The sequence below is a fragment of the Mesorhizobium sp. M0500 genome, assembly GCF_040321165.1.
Classification (GTDB): domain Bacteria; phylum Pseudomonadota; class Alphaproteobacteria; order Rhizobiales; family Rhizobiaceae; genus Mesorhizobium.
In genome coordinates this window covers 16,734-34,692 of the sequence record NZ_JAMYRB010000029.1, presented here as the reverse complement: position 1 = coordinate 34,692, position 17,959 = coordinate 16,734, and the positions used below count along the sequence as shown (strand labels likewise).

Sequence of the window (17,959 nt, the reverse complement as noted above, 5' to 3'; positions counted from 1 at the left end):
TGCGGATGCAGGGAATTTACCTCGCGCTTCCGCCTGAACGCGCGGCCGATCCGTTCACTCAATCGGCGCTTTCATCCTGGGCCGCGGCTGAGGCCTGTGGGGTGCGGCTACCCCGCGTGGATCGGATCATCAATCAACTTTCTCTCATTTATGAAAGGAAACTCCCCGCTTACGATAGAATCCATCAGCTTCATATATTTTCCGGCAGATGGATGTCGAACGGCAGAAATGTCTGTCCTGGTGTTTCAGCAGTGCCGGTCTCGATAGCCCGCGTCATCAGCGTTATCAGCTCCTGGGAAAGCCGGCGCATTGGCGTGGCGACCGCCATCGTGATGATGTTATCTGCGAGTGCCGCCCGAGATTCCGGCGTGATTTCATTCACGATCGCGACGAGATCGCGACTTTTACCCTCTTCCCGGACCGCGGAGATGGCGCCCTCCATGCCGCCGCCGGCGACATAGAAGCCGACGAGCTCGGGTTCCCGCTGCATGAGATCAAGCGTTGCCTCGTAGGTGACCTGCCGTTTCTCCAGGTTCACAAGCGGATCGAGCACCTCGAACGTCGGCGCGTTCTCACGGCAATAGGAGCGAAAGCCGACGTCACGGAGCTCGTGCCCCTGGAAACGATGGCTGCCGACAAACACCGCCACCTTGCCGGGCCGTTTTGCGACCTTGGACACCATCCAAGCGGCCGTGCGCCCCACCTTGCGGTTGTTGAGGCCGATATAGCCCTGTCGCACGCCGGCGGCGAAGTCGGAAAGCAGCGAGAAAACCGGAATGCCTTTGGCCTTGAGGTCCTCAACCGCTGCTGTAATTTTCGGGTGGTCCGGTGCCACCATCGCGATCGCATGGCAGCGTGCGCCCAAATCCTTGAGCGGTGCGATTAGGTCGCTCGGCATATGTGACGGGGCGAATTGGATGAGCGGAATGCCGTGGAAGGACTGGGCCAAATTGACCGACGCTTCGACCTCGCGCGCAAAGTCTTGGTAGAAATGCTGGGCCGGTTTTCTCAAGATGAAGCCCAGACGGTAGCACGGTAGGTCTCGCCGCAAGCGCTGCTTGATGAGCCCGGCAGCATGATAGCCGATCGCGTGGGCGGCGTCGTGGACCCGCCGCGCGGTCTCCTCGCGCACCGGATGGCGGGCGTTCAGAACCCGATCGACCGTTGCTACGCTGACTCGGGCTTCGCGGGCGAGATCGGCAATTGTGGGGCGCTTGGTCATGGATCCTATTCTGATTGGTTTTTGACGCAGGCTGGCTCTCTGTCACCTAGCGCGATTCGACAATGGTTTCGGGTGGGCAAAGTGGAGACGCCCGCATACTGAATGATCGACAGCGTATTGGACTACTCCAGATGTAGACCGGCCGGGTATAACGGAAGGTTCATTCGCTTAGGGCGGCGATGATTTGCACTCACACATATTGCGCTTCTGATACATGGTCCGTGAGGCGCCGTTTAGAGCCTGCGAGTCGATCGTTCAGGTCATGTGACCAGCTTGGCGAAACCGGTCGCGGTGCGTCGACCTTACTCGGCGGAGGATAGCCGGTTTGATGCCTCGGCAAGCTGATGACCGCAGAAGGCGGCTTTCATCTGCGCTCGGTCCAATTCTCCTTCCCAGCGGGCAACGACGAGGGATGCCACTGCGTTGCCGACGCAATTCGTCAGCGCCCGGCATTCGGACATGAAGCGGTCGATGCCGAGTATCAGTGCCATCCCAGCAACGGGAACACTCGGAACTACGGCGAGCGTAGCAGCCAGGGTGATGAAGCCCGCACCTGTCACACCTGCAGCGCCCTTGGAGGAAAGCATCGCAACGAGCAGCAGCAGCACCTGATCGCCGATTGACAGATCCGTGTTCGTCGCCTGCGCGATGAAGAGGGCCGCCAGGGTCATGTAGATATTCGTGCCGTCCAGATTGAACGAATATCCGGCCGGGATGACGAGACCCACAACCGAACGCCTGGCGCCCGCCTTCTCCATCTTCTGCATGAGCGAGGGGAGCGCGGCCTCCGAGGAGGACGTTGCGAGGACAAGCAGCAGCTCTTCCTTGATGTAGCGAATAAGAGAACAGATCGAAAAGCCGTTGTAGCGGCAGACCGCGCCGAGAACCCCGAACACGAAGAGGAAGGCGGTGAAATAAAACGTCGCGACCAGCATCGCGAGGTTGACGACCGAACCGATGCCATATCTACCGATGGTGAAGGCCATTGCGCCGAAAGCGCCGATCGGCGCGGCTTTCATCAGAATGCCGACGAGCTTGAAGACAGGCGCGATGAGCGCCTGAAGGAAGGAAACGACAGGCTTGCCCGTCTCTCCGGCCATCGCGAGCGCCATGCCGAACAGAACCGAGAAGAACAGCACCTGCAGGATGTCGCCTTCCGCGAAGGCACCGACAATCGTTGGCGGGATGATGTTCATCAGGAAGCCGGTGACCGACTGCTCGTGGGCCTTTGCGGCATAGGTATTCACGGCCTGGACATCGAGCGAGGCCGGATCGATGTTGAGGCCGGCGCCAGGCTGGACGACATTGGCGACGATGAGGCCGACGATCAGCGCCAGCGTCGAGAAGGTCAGGAAATAGACCATTGCCTTGCCGGCGACCCGGCCGACCTTGTGAAGATCGTTCATGCCGGCAATGCCGGTCGCAATTGTCAGGAAGATGACAGGCGCGATGATCATCTTGACCAGCTTGATGAAGGCATCGCCCAGCGGCTTCAAGCTCTCGCCGGTCCCTGGATAGAAATAGCCAATTGCGACGCCGAGGGCGATGGCGGCAAGCACCTGCGCGTAAAGCTTGGCATAGAAGGGTTTGCGGGGCGCGGGACTCGCGCCGCGGACTTGTGCAGCTGACACTGTTTCTCTCTCCCTGACCGGATCGAGGTGGCGTGACTTCTCCCGGGCTTCTCCCTATCGCGGCGCTCCGGTCGAACGCTGCACCAACGCCGCCGCAATACCCATGCCAAATGGATCCGCATGACCTGAACTGACGTTGGGCTCGCCAATGATGGGATGAATGCGGTGGCACAAGACGGGAATGACAAGGCCGCCGTCCAGCACGCGCTTGATGTTCTCCGGCAGATTGCCGGTCGATCTCTCTGGCTTGCGGTTTTGCTGCACATCGTGGCGGGCTCCTCGGTTTGCCGACTTTGGGAAGGGCCGCATCGCTGGCACCAGGGCGCAGAATTGCCGTGTTCTTTGCCGCGCTCCCGCTGCAGCGACAGCTTGAAAGCGACGTCGAGACGTAGGGATTGACGCCGCTGGTGCTGACCGCGACGATGCGGTTCAGAAGTTCCAAGCACCGCCGAGAAAGCCGCGCTCGACCGCCACCTTCGCGCCTTCACACGCGACGCCGCCGCCTTATCTGCGTCATCAATATCGAGGAAATGGCGGTTGCCGCGACCGACCAGTGTCGTCGGCAGTGATTATCGCTCCCGCCCCTGGTTCGCAGGCGCTGGTGACTGGCACGGCCCGGCAACTCGGCGCGGTCAGCCGCTCGGGCACCGCATCGCCGGCGCCGTATTTCTGTCGTTCAACATCGCCGACAAAAATTAGAACTGATGAATTCTATCATAGGCCGCGAGGTTTCCTTTCACGAATGAAAGAAAGCTCGATTGACTATCCCGCCTCGCTCCAGTCTTTTGAAAATCAACGTGTGGTTGCCCCCGTGCAAGCCGAGAACGTGGCCAAGCTTCGTGGAGGGAGAGCCAAGCGATGCGTCAGGGGTCGACCCGCTTTGTACTCGACCACACGGCGGTGGCACGAGTTCACGTCAGAGCATTTTCGCGCTTGCCCGCGACGTCGCGGGCGCACATGCCGCCGGCATGCATTTCATGGCGCGAGATCGAGGATCACATGCACCACAACATTCCCAAATCAGAACAAAATGCCAGCGAGTGCCGCATTTCGCTTCCGGATGCGAAAAGGGCTTACCCAAAGTCCGAGACGAACACCGCGGTCCCTTTTGTGCCATCGCACGAGCGCGCGCTTACCGGCATCTTCGAAATATCGAAAGTACTCACCGACCCCGCCCGGCTCGAAGTCACGTTGGCCAAGGTCGTCGATCTCCTGCCCTCGTTTGTGCAGATGCGGCACGGCATCATCGCTCTCTTCGACGCTGAGGGCATACTGGACATCACCGTAGTCACCGGCTGCGACGAGAACAGCGATGAGCGCTCCCGGATGCGTCTGCCGCGCGAGGCAATCGATCGGATTGTGACGACGGACACGCCGCTCGTCGCCGAGAACATAGCGGTGCATTCGGCCTTCACTGCCGCTGACATAGAGGTGCTTGGGGCCTCCGACCCCGTGTCGTTCATCGGCGTTCCCATTCGTGTTGATGGGAACGCCGTAGGCACGCTGACTATCGACCGCGCCTTGGACAGCAGGTCAACGTATCGGCTCGATTATGATGTCCGGCTGCTCACCATGATCGCCAACATGGTGGGACAGACAGTCAAGTTGCACCGCTTCTCCGCGGGCGACCGCGAACGACCGACGGAGGTGGAAGATGGGCTGCAAACGCAATTCTCTGATGTCAAGCACCCTGCACCGCAGCGCAAGAAGGTTCACGTCAAGGGAATGATTGGCGATAGTCCGGCGCTAAGCGCGCTGCTCGAGAAGATCGCAGTTGTAGCTAAGGCAAAGACCACGGTTCTGTTGCGAGGCGAATCCGGTACCGGGAAGGAGCTGGTCGCCAAGGCAATTCACGAGTTGTCGCCGCGCGCCAAGCGGCCCTTCATCAAACTCAATTGTGCAGCGCTGCCAGAGACAGTCCTGGAATCCGAATTGTTCGGTCATGAGAAGGGTGCCTTCACAAGCGCGTTCAATTCCCGCAAGGGTCGCTTTGAGCTCGCCGACAAGGGGACGTTGTTTCTGGATGAGATCGGCGAGATCTCGGCCTCCTTCCAGGCAAAGCTACTGCGCGTGCTGCAGGAGCAGGAGTTTGAGCGCGTCGGCAGCAACCAGACCATCAAGGTCGACGTTCGCGTGATTGCCGCCACGAACAGGAACCTTGAAGAGGCGGTTGCAAGGAATGAGTTCCGCGCCGACCTATATTATCGCATCAACGTGGTTCCCTTGCTGGTGCCGGCGTTACGCCAAAGGCGCAGCGATATTCCGCTCCTCGCAGCTGAGTTTCTCAAGAATTTCAACGATGAGAACGGCCGTACGCTGACCTTCGATCCGCGTGCGATTGAAGTACTGATGAAATGTGAATTTCCCGGCAACATTCGCGAGCTTGAAAATTGCGTGCACCGGACAGCGATCCTGGCGGAGGGACGATCAATCGGGAGAAACGACTTTGCGTGCTCCCACGACCAATGCTTTGCCGAGGCGCTGCGGAAGAGCAGATCGGGCAAGGCCGCGCTGCAACCAGCGCCAATCATGCCAGAGGCAGTGAATCCGGCCACGCCGCCGGATGCGGCCGCTCGTTCGGCCGCCACCACAGTCCCGCCTGCCGGAGCACCCTACTCATTGGGCGCGAGGACCACCGACGCCGAGCGCGTCATTGCTGCCATGGAAAGATGTGGCTGGGTGCAGGCAAAGGCGGCGCGCCTGCTTGGACTGACCCCGCGCCAGATTGGCTACGTGCTGAGGAAATACGGCATCGAGGTCAAGCGTCTGTGAAAGCATGACTCAGGCGGATTAGCTGAGACCGCTTAGCGGCTTGGCCCGCGCAGGGATGCAGATCCGCCTCCGCGTCAAGCCGATCCGACCGAGGACAGCCTGGCCGAATTCCCGTGGCAGCCGGCGTTGCGACCATCTTGTGAAAGGCGACGCTGCCATCGTCAATCCGTCCGCCATGTTGCTCTCGTTGCGAGCTCATACGGATGCCCCTGTGCGACTGAAACGGAGATAAAATATGTCCGATGCAAAACTGCAAGCTGTGCTTTCGTCTCTTCCGCAAGGGACGCGACAGTTAGATGCTCTGCCGTCCAACGGACCAGCGCCGGACAGAAGTTTTGTCAAGCTGAATACGAATGAGAACCCGTTTCCGTTGCCGCCAATCATAATGCAAAGTGCAGTGGCGGCCCTCCAGCGCCAGTATCTGTATCCGGACGACGATAACATCAGCTTGAGGGAAGCTGCGTCCAATACCTATGGCGTATCCACGGATCAGGTCATCGCAGGCAACGGGTCGTCTGAACTGCTCGGACTCATCTACAGAGCTTTCCTCGCCCCTGGCGACAAGGTGGCGATGATATCGCCAGGGTTTTCGTTCAACCGCAAACTTGCCATGTTGCATGGTGCTGAGTTTCTCGAGATCGGATGTCAAAGTCATTCGCTGCCAATGGAGCAATTGCTTTCCGGTCCGGCAAAAGACGCCAAGTTCATTCTGGTGGCCAATCCAAACAATCCGACCGGAACATTCCTCTCGATAAGCAATATCGAACGCCTCGTGGCACAATCGGATCGCCTGGTCGTCCTTGATGAGGCCTACGTCGACTTTGCACCCGATCACGGGCTGCGCCTCATCAACCGTTATTCGAACCTTCTGATCTTGAGAACATTTTCGAAGAGCTATGCCGCCGCCGGCATTCGCGTCGGTTTCGGTTTCGGTCACCCTGAGATTATTGGCAGGCTGCGCAACATCCAGAACGTCTTCAACATGAACGTGATCGGGCATGCGGTTGGTATCAGCGTGCTTGCGCATCGCGGCGCCTACGCAGAGAACCACAAGCACATCAGACATGAACGACAGCGAGTGACAGCCGCACTGTCGCAACTTGGATTTTCCGTAACGCCCTCCCACGCAAATTTCTTGCTAGCCCGTGTGCCAGCGGGACAGGACGGCTCATGGTGGCAAGCAGCCTTGGAAAGGCAAAAGATACTCGTTGCCTACTTTCCGGACAATGGTTTGGAACATTGCATCCGCGTCAGCATCGGCACAAAAGAGCAATTGGATGCATTTCTTGCTGCCGCTCGCGATATAGTTGGAAGCTTAAACATACCAAGCACCACGGGCAGGGGAGCGTCAGGCTCTGCTCGTTCGGTACGCTGACGCTAATCCGATATCACACATTGCTATCTTTAGACTTGCTTGGTCACCCAAGCATGACAGCATTTTTCTTTAAAATCGGGGACAATATCGAGTGACAAACGTCTTTCCTTCAAACCTAGCCTTCGGCATCTTCGATCATCTGGACGAGGACGGCCTCGATATCGCCCGGCAGTACGAAGATCGCCTGATATTAGCAGAGGCGTGCGATCAGCTAGGGTTCTATGCCTATCATCTCGCAGAGCACCACTGTACCCCCCATGGGAGAGGTCCATCGCCGAATCTGTTCTTATCGAGCGTCGCCCAGCGCACCCGGCGCCTGCGTCTCGGACCCTTGGTGATGCTGCTTGCGCTTTATCATCCGCTGCGTGCGTTCGAAGAGATCTGTATGCTGGACCAGTTGAGCGGTGGCAGGCTCGAACTGGGCATAGGGCGCGGTGCTCTCCCGATCGAATTGGGTTACTTCGGGATTGGTGCGGACGCGGTGCCGGGCCGCTATGCGGAAGCCAGCGAAATTCTTGTTGAAATACTTGTTAATGCCATGAAGGTTGGCACGCTGTGCTATCAAGGCCGCCATTTTGAGCTCAATGACGTTCCTTTGACGCTAAGACCTCATCAGCGTCCACATCCGCCGACATGGGTCGCCGCCAATCGACCCGAGTCCGCAGCCTGGGCCGCTGCGAATGGAGCAAATATCGCGTGTGTAGGACCTTCCTCTTCTGTTCGCAAAACTACTGATGCGTTCCGCGCCTATCAAGAGGACAACACTGGCGCGGGCGATCGAGCGCCATTTATTGGATTGCTCCGCATGGTCGTGGTTGGGCGTTGTGACACACATGCCTATTCGCTCGCGGCACCTGCTTACGAACGATGGCTCAAGAGCTTCCAATTCCTTTACGAGCTTAACGCTATCCCCACTCCACCCAACCTGCCGCTGACCTTCGATGCGGCAGTCGAGAGTGAATTGTGCGTGGTAGGATCAGCAGCGTCTGTGCGAGAAGCTCTGCTCAGTCAGTTGGAAGAGGCAGGTGCTAACTACCTTCTTTGTCAACTGGCATTTGGAAATCTGCCGCTAGATGCTTCCCTGTACACCGCGACGACCATTCAATCCGAAATCATGGCTCGACTTGTCTGACCGTGAAATTCGCGGTCTGATCCGAAGGTAAATCGTTGTAACAGCGCTCCCTCACATTGCTCGAGCGTGCACGTGGTGGGGATTGGGAAATCGTGAGGGAGGCCAAACTGACGACGAGCCGGCGGCACAGATTACCAGGTTTGTGCGTTGGCCGGCATCTGGGCACGGTGTGAGACTGCACGATCCTAAGGAGATGATGGCCGAGCGCGTCACGATGCCGGCACGCATCTGCTCGTCGCGCTCGCGCTAGTCCCATAGCCCGCCGCAAGAGGTTCTTCTCGACCGGGGCGGCGCCGGTGGCGGCTCCCGCATCCAGCTTCATCAGCGGCTCGGCGGTAGCAAAGCCGTCACTCGCTACGGCGCTGTTGAGGGCGCGCTCGCGAGCGGCTTTGCTACGCCGAACGACACCACCTGGAGCGAGTTCGCCCGATGTCGCGGCGTGCACCGCGGTCGGATAACGACGCTGGAGGAAATCGTTCGCAGCCGGTCTTCACGATCCGCGCGAGTGCTTTGCATGAATGCTGCCTGCTTCCTCGTCTGCGGCGGCCTGAGTGTCCGCCGGCACGCCCGAAGTCAATGTCAGTACCACAAGGCCGCCAAGACGTCAGGTCTGGGAGCCGGCTTGTACGGTCGTATCGTGTTCTGGAATATCGTCAAAGGAGGCGTAGTTGAGATTGTAGAGTTTGGAATACAGACCCCCCATGGCTATTAGCTGATCGTGGTTGCCAGTCGCAATAACTTGGCCATTCTGAAGCACGATGATGCGGTCGGCACCCCGGATCGTGGCAAGACGGTGGGCGATGACGAGGCCAGTGCGCCCTTCAAGCAGCTTTATCAGAGCCTTCTGAATCTGCATTTCCGTGTAGCTGTCGATGTTGGCGGTAGCTTCGTCGAGCACGAGGATCTTGGCGTCGGCGACGAGGGCGCGAGCGAAACTGATGAGCTGGCGCTGGCCGAGAGATAAGTTGTCGCCGCGTTCGCCAAGTTGGGTCTCATACCCATCGGCGAGGCTCATGATGAAGTCGTGGGCGCCGACCGCCTTGGCCGCCTCCATCACCTTGTCTCGCGTGGCCTCTGTCTTGTGGTATCGAATGTTCTCGAAGACCGTCCCGGTGAACAGGAATGGCTCCTGCAGCACCATGGCGACCTGGCGGCCGAGCGATTCCTGGGTGAGATCGCGCACATCATATCCGCCGACCAGAACTTGGCCCTGCTGAACATCATAGAAGCGGTGGACCAGGGCCATCGCACTCGATTTGCCAGAACCGCTCGGCCCGACCAGTGCGACCGTCTCGCCGGGATTGACCCGGAAGGAGACATTTTTCAGCACCGAACGGTTCGGATTGTAGCCGAAGGTGACGTCCCTGAACTCGACCGAGCCGTCCATTTCGGGCGAAAGCACCTCGGCATTGGGTTTGTCCTGAACATCGATCTTGACGTCGAGCACATCGGTCAGGCGCTTGCCTGAGGCCATGGCGCGCTGCATGACCGAATATTGCAGGGTGAGTGAGCGGATCGGGTCAAAGAAGCGCTGGATGTAAAATAGGTAGGCAACCAATACGCCCACATCTATGCGGCCATTCATGACCATCGAGCCGCCGACCACAATAACGGCGGCCATGGCGAGGCCGGTGAGGCCATCGACGATAGGCACCATGACCAGTGCATATTTGGCAGCGATCAGGTGGGTCCTGAGGTTGGCATGGGCCTTGTCGTCAAAAAGGATGAAATTCACCTGCTGGCGGTCCATTGACTGGACGGTGCGCACGCCGTGAATGGCTTCGGCCAGCGCGCCGTTGACGACGGAATTAGTCTCGTGTGCGGCCATGAAGGCGTCGCGGGCACGCGGCAGCCAGACAATGCGGACGATCACCAGGACCGGCAGAACCGAGAGCGTCAGGAGGCCGAGGCGGAAGTCGAGCCACAGCATTACGAAAACGATGCCGAAGAGAAGCGCAACATCGCCTACGGAATATACCGAGGTTTCGAGGAATTCCTGTATGGAGTTGACGTCGCCTTGCAGGCGCGACATGAGGCGTCCGACCTCGGTCTTGTCCATGAAGGAGAGCGAAACCTTCTGCAGATGGCCAAACATGGCGCGGCGGATGTCGAACAGGACAGTTTCGGCCACTTTCCCAACCACGGTTTCCTGCATGTAGCCGGCAGCGAAATTGACCAAAATCGCCAAAACGAACGCGCCGACGGCCGCAAGCTGGGCTGAGCGATCGGTCCTTGCCGGGTTCATGCCTTGGTCGATCGCGTAGCGGATGATCAACGGGATGAGAAGCTGCGTCCCGGTGAAGATCAGCATTGCTGCAATCGTGATGACTACCCTGGCCCGATAGGGACGGACGAAGGCCCAGATGCGCCGGAGGATGCTCTTGTCGAAAGCCCGGCCGAACATCTCCTCCTCGATGCGGTGCGAGCCGACAACCGCGCGCGGAGGGCGTCTGCCGTCGTCACGTTCGGCTTCGACTTCGCCGGCGCGGCCCTGCGCCATCAGCGGGCGCCCCCATACTGGGTCATATTGTCATCACCCGGGCGCGTCTGGAGATCGTAAAGGGCCTTGTAGCGTCCCCGCTTCGCCAAAAGCTCTTGATGCGTGCCGCGTTCTACGATTTCGCCGTTATCGACAAAAAGGATCTGATCGGCGTGCATAAGCGCACTCAGCCGGTGCGCGATGATGATCGTCACCCGATCCTTGGCGAAGCGCCGCATCGCCGCGCGGATGCGCTGCTCGGTGCCGGCATCGATCGCCGCCGTTGAGTCGTCGAAAACGACGACGGAGGGGCGCAGCATCATGGTGCGAGCAATCGTGAGACGCTGGCGCTGGCCGCCAGAGAGAGAGACGCCGCGTTCGCCCACGACCGTCTCGTAGCCTGCTGGGAGCCCGAGGATGTAGTTGTGGAGCTGGGCGAATTCGCCAGCGCGTTCTATTCGCTGTCTCTTCGCCCAGGGATCGCCATAAGCGATGTTGTTCTCGATCGTGGTGGTGAATAGGAATGCATCCTGCTGTACGACGGCGACCGCCTTGCGAAGCGTCGCGAGGGTGACATTACGTATGTCCTGGCCGTCCAGCGTGATGGCGCCACCGGTCACGTCGTAAAAGCGGGGGACCAGATGAGCCATCGTCGATTTGCCCGAACCCGGCGGACCGACGATCGCGATCGTCTCGCCTCTACGGGCCTCAAAGCTGAGGTTCTTCAAAATGGCGCGGTTTTCGGCGCTGGGGTACGCAAACGAGACATTGTGGAAGCGCAGAGTGCCGTCGCTTATCTCGAGCGGTCTGGCCTCGAGAGCATCCCTGATTGTGATCTCCTGGTCGAGGAGACCGAAAAGCCGCGAACCGCAGCTAGAAGCGCGGGCAAAGGCATTGACCATGAGGCCGATCTGGCGGACTGGCATTTGCAGGATTGTCATGAAGGTCAGGAAGGTCGCCACCGTTCCGACGCTGATCTCGCCAGCGACGAGCTTGCTGCCACCGATCCAGAGCACCAATCCCATTGCGAAAAAGAAGGACAAGGTCATCGCCGACGTGCTGGGCACGTAGATGTCAACGCGGTCGTGGGCGAGGTCGAGCGCGTTCTTGGAAGCGCCGTCGAACTTCAGCATCTCGTAGGCTTGAGCCGCAAAAGCGCGGACCACGCGGATGCCTGCGAGATTTTCCTCCATCACGCGGCTTAGTACCGAAAGCCGCTCATGCAGGTCGAGCCAGGTGGCGCGCAGCCTAAGCTGTGTGGCCGATGAGCGCCAGGCGACAAAAGGCACGAAGCTCAGCGCGACCAGGCCGAGCATGGGATCGGTCGAGATCATCATGTAGGCGCCGATCCCGATCAGCATGGTGAGCAGGAGCACGCGAACGAGCGCGGTGGAAAAATACATCCGCACGCCTTGGAGATCGAGCATTCCGATGGTGATCAGATCGCCTGAATGGACCCGGTCGTGAAAGGAAAAGCTGAGACGCTGGATCTTGTCGTAGTAGGCGAGCCGCAGTTCGTACGCGACATGATGCCCGACGGCTTCGGCAAAATAGTTCTGCGCCATCGTGAAAAGGCCGCGTAGCGCGCTGACGGCGAGCAGCAGGAGAGCCGGGATCCAGAGCGCTTGTCCTGCCGCGGTCCCCGCGACACCGCCCCCGATGGCTGTCTGGGTCTGGTCGACAGCCCGGCCGAGAAGCTGGGGAATGAGCAACTGGAGGATTGCCGCCATGATCGTCGAGCCCATAGCGAAGGCGACCTGCCAGGGATGCCGCAAATTCATACGCGTGATGCGCAACAGCGTACTCAAATCCCGGCCCCAGCGCGCCGCTTCCACATCGGTCAACGAATTCAGAGCGTTCGTTGCGCTGCCGATAGCATCACTGCTCACGGGTGTATTCCCGACTGCATTTTGCGCCTTCGAGGCAAGCCGAAGGACCAATCATCAAAGGGGCCCGCCATTGTTAATCCTGTCCACCACCTGCAGCAGGGCGCGTTCCTATAAGCCGAGCCGCGGCTTCACTTACTGGCATGTCGATCACCGTGATTCCGCTTGCCGCAAGGAAACGCGCTTCGTTTCTGGTCAGCGTTTCCGCGTCCATTACCGCGCAATGTGGACCTCGGGAGCGCTTCATCATCTGCCTGGCGTAGGTGCGCAGCATCTGATCGTTGAAGCGGCAGCCAACGAAGAAAAATCCACGGGTGATGCGCCGTTCCTTCACCACGTCTGGGATCGGTGTCTGGATATCGATTTCGGTCAGGACTTCGACATAGTCGGAATCTGCGACGAGAAAGTTTTGCGCCGGCCTAATACTCCCGTGAGGTGTATAGAGAACCGTCTTCGCCCCCGATCGGGGGTTGAGTTCCCTCCCGGACAAATCGTAGGTTTTCGTCCAAATGTTACCGATTTCGTTCGCCCGCGTGACGCCTTGTATCTCAACGACGTCCGTTCGGCCGGTCTCTACGAGAGCCGTGCGCATCGCGCCGTCGTACCAGCTGTCGACGATGAGGGAGAGCGGCAGCCTTGCGAGCCAGGCGTGGAGGAGGGTCGGCGCCACCGGCGCTGCGAATATGTCGGTCATCCAAGCTTGAAGCGTCCGGCGATGCCGGCGCTGTTCGATGAACTGCGCAACCGACCACATATTGGTGCGGATCCTGGAAGGGGCTGGCGCCCGCGCATTGAGTGCCGCGGCAACGAGCTCCGGCGTATGCGGCACAGGCGGTTCCGCACAGTTGAACCCAAGAAGACCCGGACCGAGATAGGGGATCACCTCATCGGCGGCGAGCGCTTCCTTCGCCAGGTCAAGCAGCTTTTCGGCAAAACTGTCCCGCACGATGACGAGGTGGCCCGATGTCAGGATCGTGTTCATGCTCGTTCCTCGCGACGCACCTATCAAGGGGCAGCATCAGTCCTCTTCGGAAATCTTCCTTGCCTCGACGGTGATCGGCAGACGCGTATCCCGTGGAAGATCGGGTAGGAGGAGCCGCCACCCGTTCCTGAGCGTCACAGTTCCGCCCCACAACTCTTCCTTCTCGAACTTGATGATCGGCTCTTCGAGGTCCTTCTTCGGGACATACGCCGACAAGCCAGCATCGGTCCTGCGGATCATGACTTTCATCTGGCCGTCCCTTCATTGGTATTGCTTTCAGCACTGCAGGGCGCCTCGGCTTTGTCGAGGCTCATCAGTTCACGCGCTCGCATGCCGACGACGGTGCCACGGTCGATCCATTCGACCGCGTAGATGAAGAACTGCTGGAGAAAGGTGCCAATGTCGCGCACATATCCCTCGTCGCCCTTCCGCACGAGATTTTCGCCGATCTCCCTGCCAGGATAGGTGCCGTCATTCTTTATGTGGCGAGTGGCACGTACCCGCTCTCCCGGCATGAATCGTGGAGGCCTGCGGATTTCGACCTCCTCTTCGCGTCCGAGCGACATGTCCGTTCCCTGATTTCTCTTGAGGCTGCAGATCGTGAACAAAGGCGTTCCAGGCGTCCTGCAAAGGCATCCCCGACCATGTCGGCAGCCCAATGTCCGTCACGCAGGAACGCAGGTCTTCGGCACCGGGCATACCGAGGCACATTGCTGCGCATCGAAGACCCCCTCGCACTCGGTGCACTTGTGCGGCTCGATCACGTAGCTCTCGCCTTTGAACTTGATCGCGCCGGAGGGACATTCGAATTCGCAGGCGCCGCATTGGGTGCATTGGGATGCGATGATCTTGAAAGCCATTTTAACTCCTGGTCCGAATGAATGAGACAGCTCAGGCCGTCGCCGCGAGTGCGGGGGTCCCACACGCGGCGGCGTAAATCGCGCTGATTGCGGTCTCGATATAGTCATGGGCATAAGCGTCGGTGGCTCGGATTCCAGCGTCCGCGAGCTGATCCTCGGGGCAATTTCCGATCTTGGCGCACAGCACGATATCTATGCCTTCAAGCGCTGCGATGACGCCATCGAGGGCGGCTTCTCCGCCCCAGCCGCCGAGGCAATACTGCTCCACCTTGCGATGCCCGACAAAGCTGATCCCTCCCGGCGAGGCTTGATAAACCTGGAATTCCTTCGCATGGCCGAAATGTTCATTGACGCGGCCGCCGCCCTTGGTCGCCACCGCGAAGAGAAGGGACTTGCCGGGGCTCGCTGCCTTGACCAATCCGATCGCTTCTCTCCTAGCAGCCACGTGATCACGGCGCTCCTCCGCGACCAGCTCCCGATAGGCCTTGCGATTGCTGGCATCGTAGGTGACCTCGCCGGGAATCCGGTCGACTGTGAATTCCTGGCCACGATCCTCTCCGAGCAGGCCGACGGCATCTGCCCGGCACTGCCGGCAGTGGCGCATCAACTGGGCGCCGCCTTCGACACGATCCTGAAGAGCCTTCATCTCCATTGCGTTTGGGCCGCGTTGCCCGCTCAGTCCGTAGTGCGTGCCGTGCGCCGGGTCCGAAATCAGCGGCATGAGGTTGTGCAGGAACGCGCCTCGCTCCTTGACCCATCCATTCACCTCGATCAGATGCTCATCGTTCACGCCGGGGATCATCACCGAATTGATTTTGGTGAGGATGCCGCGCGCGGTCAGCATCTCCAGGCCCAACATCTGCCGCTCGTGCAGGATCCGGGCGGCTTCGATGCCGACGTAGCGGCGATGGTCGTAAAAGATCCAAGGATAGATCTTTGCACCGACCTCAGGGTCGACCATGTTGATGGTGATCGTCACGTGATCGACATTCATGTCGGCAAGCTCCTCGACATGGTCCGGCAGCGCGAGCCCATTCGTGGAGATGCAAAACTTGATGTCTGGGATTTCCCTGGCGACTCGTTCGAACGTTGCCTTCGTCTTCTTCCAGTCGTAACAGGCATCGCCAGGTCCGGCGATGCCGAGCACGGAAAGCTGCGGCACCTCGTTGGCGACCGCGATCACCTTGCGTAGCGCCTGGTCGGGCGTCAGCTTTTCGGAGACCACCCCAGGCCGGCTTTCGTTGGCGCAGTTATATTTGCGATTGCAGTAGTTGCACTGGATATTGCAGCCGGGCGCGACCGCGACGTGCATGCGCGCGAAATAGTGATGCGCCTCTTCTGAAAAGCAGGGGTGATCCTTGATCTTCTCCCAGACAGCCGGATCCGTGTCGTCCGGCTTTATCGACGAGCCGCAGGACGAAGACGCGCAGCCACCGGCTTTCACGGTGGCAAGCAACTGGTGATCGAATGTCGTGCTGAGGCTCTCAAGCGAAATTGCCGGTGCGGACATCGAACGGCTCCGTTGCTGGGTAATGTCGCAGTTCGAACCGCAAGAGCTATGCCATGTCAAAGAGCGGTTTTGGTTCACGAATTGGCTTTCGTGTCGGATTCCGTCGGATTGCTCCGACACACCTTTGTCGGGCTTCCGACAGTGGACAAGCAAATCGGGTCGCGAAGGTTACCAGCCTTGGGCGCGCAGAGTGTGAGGGAGACTACTCCGGGCTTACGTTTGACGTCATCACGACGTCTAGAATTTCTTCACCTCGATGCCATGTCGGCGCAGCGCGTAGCCGATTTGCCGCGGCGTGAGGCCGAGGATACGAGCCGCCCTGGCCTGAACCCAACCGGCCTTGTCCATCGCGTCGATCAGCCGGTCGCGTTCCGGCAGACGCGGGGGACAAGCGGGATCGTTCGGATCGCCGGCCGCAAGGGGAGATACGTTGCCTGCGGAGGCACCGATGCGACTGGCCGGCAGCCGCAATCCGACCGGCCCTGCGTTGACCCGTGCGAGATCGTCGATGATAGTGCCGCCATTCGAGCGGTCGGCTCGCTTCCAGAGGAGCCAGGAAAGGCACTGGCTCTTCTTACAGGCGAAATCGGATGGCGTGATCGTCCTTGAACGCGCAAGTGTGGCCGTCCGTTGGACGCAGTTCTCCAGCTCGCGGACGTTACCAGGGAAGTAGCATTGCGAGATCAGGTCAAGCGCCGACGGCGCGAAGGCGAGTGCGCGATCGTTCTCCTTGTTGAATCGGTTGAGGAACGCGTTCGCAAGGCGTGGAATATCGCCGGGTCGCTCTCTGAGCGGAGGCAGGATAATTGGCACCACATTGATGCGGTAATAAAGGTCGGCCCTGAACTCCCCTTTTATGACGGCCGTCTCGAGGTCCTTGTTGGTGGCGCATATGAGGCGCACGTCGACCTGTAGCGTTTTGGTGCCGCCGACTCGCTCCAACTCGCCTTCCTGCAAGACACGCAACAACTTGGCTTGAAAGGCCGGCGAAATCTCGCCGATTTCATCAAGTAGCAGCGTTCCCTCATTTGCCAATTCAAAACGACCGGCGCGCTGGGAGATAGCACCCGTGAAAGCGCCCTTTTCATGCCCAAACAGTTCTGACTCCAGAACGCTTTCAGACAGTGCGGCGCAGTTTAATTTGACGAAAGACCTCTTCCTCCGACGTGAGAGCTTATGGATGGCTTGCGCAAAGAATTCCTTGCCGGTGCCGCTTTCACCCCGCAGTAGCACGGTGGAATTGGTCCCTGCTACGACCGAGACGGTTTCGAGGACCTGCTTGAGTGCGGGGCTTTCCCCGATGATCCCGTCGATTTTGACATCCGCATGCCGGGCAGGGTCGTAGGTCCTACCCTCGTTGGGCGATTTCTCCGGTCTCCATTGCTCATGGACACACCGCTGACGATCTGTACTCAGGATGCGATGGAGACGGATGGTCCGGCCTACAAGGTTGGCGACCATCGTCAGGAAGTATGTGTCCTCGTCGTCGCGAAAGTCGGTGGCGCCGTCTCCGGCGCGGTCGATCGACAATGTCCCAAGGATCTTATGATCAGCCTTTAGCGGGATACCGATAAAGGCAATTGGGATGGTGCCGCTGCTCGAAGACGTTTGAAGGTCAGCCTGAAATAGTTGGGACTTGCGGACGTCCGGTATCAAGAGCGGCGTCCCCGTAGCGACGATTTGATCTGTTACGGCCTGTGGTATGACGCGGCGAGTGCCTGATTGAGGTGCGTGGGTATTGCCGGCAGTTGCGGCAATCTCCGGCTCTCCTTCAGCGTCCAGGACGATGATTGCTCCGTGACGCATCTGCAGAAACGAAGGCAGGATGTTCACGACGTTGGCGAGCGTAATCTCCAGCTCGCTGGGGGCGGTCAGCACCTTCGATATCTCGTAGAGTCCCCTGAGCGCGATATCTGCTTGGGGCATGCTTTTGATGGGCGGTTCAGGGCGGGTATCCCGAGGTGCTACCTCGTCGACCCGATCTTGCGGTACGTGAGCCATGGAAACACCTCAGAGGTTGTCGTCCAGAGTGCTCCTCCTTTTGTATCTGGGTCTGAATTGTGAAAGCACAGTATTCACGAGCTTCTCTTCGTTGCGAGGCGATTCAAGC

The 17,959-nt window shown here is 59.4% G+C and carries 14 protein-coding genes; 3 read left to right on the top strand and 11 right to left on the bottom strand.

Annotated elements, in window-relative coordinates; genetic code table 11:
- Nucleotides 1-190 precede the first annotated feature (190 nt).
- The 3 genes from NKI70_RS29195 to NKI70_RS29185 form a co-directional block, all read right to left on the bottom strand.
- Entirely contained in the window at nt 191-1,222 is a 1,032-nt protein-coding gene (locus tag NKI70_RS29195) for a LacI family DNA-binding transcriptional regulator (RefSeq protein WP_023678260.1), read from the bottom strand.
- Between the two features lie 302 nt (nt 1,223-1,524).
- Nucleotides 1,525-2,853, bottom strand: a complete 1,329-nt coding sequence (locus NKI70_RS29190) for a dicarboxylate/amino acid:cation symporter (RefSeq protein WP_023678259.1) — start codon at nt 2,851-2,853, stop codon at nt 1,525-1,527.
- 54 nt (nt 2,854-2,907) lie between these two features.
- The gene (locus tag NKI70_RS29185; RefSeq protein ID WP_156937379.1) at nt 2,908-3,117 is read right to left on the bottom strand and encodes a hypothetical protein; all 210 of its coding nucleotides are present in this window, start codon (nt 3,115-3,117) and stop codon (nt 2,908-2,910) included.
- 735 nt (nt 3,118-3,852) lie between these two features.
- Between NKI70_RS29185 and nifA (NKI70_RS29180) the strand changes: the two genes are divergently transcribed.
- The 3 genes from nifA (NKI70_RS29180) (at nt 3,853) to NKI70_RS29170 (ending at nt 8,132) form a co-directional block, all read left to right on the top strand.
- On the top strand, nt 3,853-5,625 hold the full coding sequence (gene nifA, locus NKI70_RS29180) for a nif-specific transcriptional activator NifA (protein ID WP_352725770.1): 1,773 nt from the start codon (nt 3,853-3,855) through the stop codon (nt 5,623-5,625).
- Nucleotides 5,626-5,860: 235 nt separating this feature from the next.
- Nucleotides 5,861-7,000 carry a histidinol-phosphate transaminase gene (gene hisC / locus NKI70_RS29175; RefSeq protein ID WP_352725761.1) on the top strand — a complete coding sequence of 380 codons (1,140 nt, stop codon included), beginning with the start codon at nt 5,861-5,863 and terminating at the stop codon, nt 6,998-7,000.
- A 91-nt stretch (nt 7,001-7,091) separates the two neighbouring features.
- Nucleotides 7,092-8,132: an LLM class flavin-dependent oxidoreductase gene (locus tag NKI70_RS29170; RefSeq protein ID WP_352725759.1), complete on the top strand. Its 1,041-nt coding sequence runs from the start codon at nt 7,092-7,094 to the stop codon at nt 8,130-8,132.
- A gap of 604 nt (nt 8,133-8,736) precedes the next feature.
- Here NKI70_RS29170 and NKI70_RS29165 read toward each other — a convergent pair.
- The 8 genes from NKI70_RS29165 to nifA (NKI70_RS29130) all read right to left on the bottom strand — a co-directional run bounded on the left by NKI70_RS29165 (nt 8,737) and on the right by nifA (NKI70_RS29130) (nt 17,850).
- Nucleotides 8,737-10,632 carry an ABC transporter ATP-binding protein gene (locus NKI70_RS29165; protein ID WP_352725757.1) on the bottom strand — a complete coding sequence of 632 codons (1,896 nt, stop codon included), beginning with the start codon at nt 10,630-10,632 and terminating at the stop codon, nt 8,737-8,739.
- Entirely contained in the window at nt 10,632-12,500 is a 1,869-nt protein-coding gene (locus tag NKI70_RS29160) for an ABC transporter ATP-binding protein (protein ID WP_352623409.1), read from the bottom strand. The genes NKI70_RS29165 and NKI70_RS29160 overlap by 1 nt, the downstream gene beginning before the upstream one ends.
- A gap of 73 nt (nt 12,501-12,573) precedes the next feature.
- On the bottom strand, nt 12,574-13,479 hold the full coding sequence (locus tag NKI70_RS29155) for an SIR2 family NAD-dependent protein deacylase (RefSeq protein ID WP_352725755.1): 906 nt from the start codon (nt 13,477-13,479) through the stop codon (nt 12,574-12,576).
- A gap of 36 nt (nt 13,480-13,515) precedes the next feature.
- Entirely contained in the window at nt 13,516-13,728 is a 213-nt protein-coding gene (nifT, locus tag NKI70_RS29150; protein ID WP_352623411.1) for a putative nitrogen fixation protein NifT, read from the bottom strand.
- Nucleotides 13,725-14,045 (bottom strand): nitrogen fixation protein NifZ, encoded by a 321-nt coding sequence (locus NKI70_RS29145; protein WP_031256099.1) that lies wholly within the window; start codon nt 14,043-14,045, stop codon nt 13,725-13,727. The genes nifT and NKI70_RS29145 overlap by 4 nt, the downstream gene beginning before the upstream one ends.
- Before the next feature lie 99 nt (nt 14,046-14,144).
- A complete protein-coding gene (locus NKI70_RS29140) occupies nt 14,145-14,339 on the bottom strand; it encodes a 4Fe-4S dicluster domain-containing protein (RefSeq protein ID WP_352457023.1) in 195 nt (64 codons plus the stop codon).
- A 31-nt stretch (nt 14,340-14,370) separates the two neighbouring features.
- Entirely contained in the window at nt 14,371-15,849 is a 1,479-nt protein-coding gene (gene nifB, locus NKI70_RS29135) for a nitrogenase cofactor biosynthesis protein NifB (protein ID WP_352725753.1), read from the bottom strand.
- Nucleotides 15,850-16,086: 237 nt separating this feature from the next.
- On the bottom strand, nt 16,087-17,850 hold the full coding sequence (nifA, locus tag NKI70_RS29130) for a nif-specific transcriptional activator NifA (protein WP_352725751.1): 1,764 nt from the start codon (nt 17,848-17,850) through the stop codon (nt 16,087-16,089).
- Nucleotides 17,851-17,959 lie beyond the last annotated feature (109 nt).

What these genes read in the sequence shown, in the direction of transcription:
- NKI70_RS29195 (WP_023678260.1), bottom strand. Translation starts at nt 1,222, where the DNA reads ATGACCAAGCGCCCCACAATTGCCGATCTCGCCCGCGAAGCCCGAGTC.
- nifA (WP_352725770.1), top strand. Translation starts at nt 3,853, where the DNA reads ATGCACCACAACATTCCCAAATCAGAACAAAATGCCAGCGAGTGCCGC.
- hisC (WP_352725761.1), top strand. Translation starts at nt 5,861, where the DNA reads ATGTCCGATGCAAAACTGCAAGCTGTGCTTTCGTCTCTTCCGCAAGGG.
- NKI70_RS29165 (WP_352725757.1), bottom strand. Translation starts at nt 10,632, where the DNA reads ATGGCGCAGGGCCGCGCCGGCGAAGTCGAAGCCGAACGTGACGACGGC.
- NKI70_RS29155 (WP_352725755.1), bottom strand. Translation starts at nt 13,479, where the DNA reads ATGAACACGATCCTGACATCGGGCCACCTCGTCATCGTGCGGGACAGT.
- nifT (WP_352623411.1), bottom strand. Translation starts at nt 13,728, where the DNA reads ATGAAAGTCATGATCCGCAGGACCGATGCTGGCTTGTCGGCGTATGTC.
- NKI70_RS29145 (WP_031256099.1), bottom strand. Translation starts at nt 14,045, where the DNA reads ATGTCGCTCGGACGCGAAGAGGAGGTCGAAATCCGCAGGCCTCCACGA.
- NKI70_RS29140 (WP_352457023.1), bottom strand. Translation starts at nt 14,339, where the DNA reads ATGGCTTTCAAGATCATCGCATCCCAATGCACCCAATGCGGCGCCTGC.
- nifB (WP_352725753.1), bottom strand. Translation starts at nt 15,849, where the DNA reads ATGTCCGCACCGGCAATTTCGCTTGAGAGCCTCAGCACGACATTCGAT.
- nifA (WP_352725751.1), bottom strand. Translation starts at nt 17,850, where the DNA reads ATGGCTCACGTACCGCAAGATCGGGTCGACGAGGTAGCACCTCGGGAT.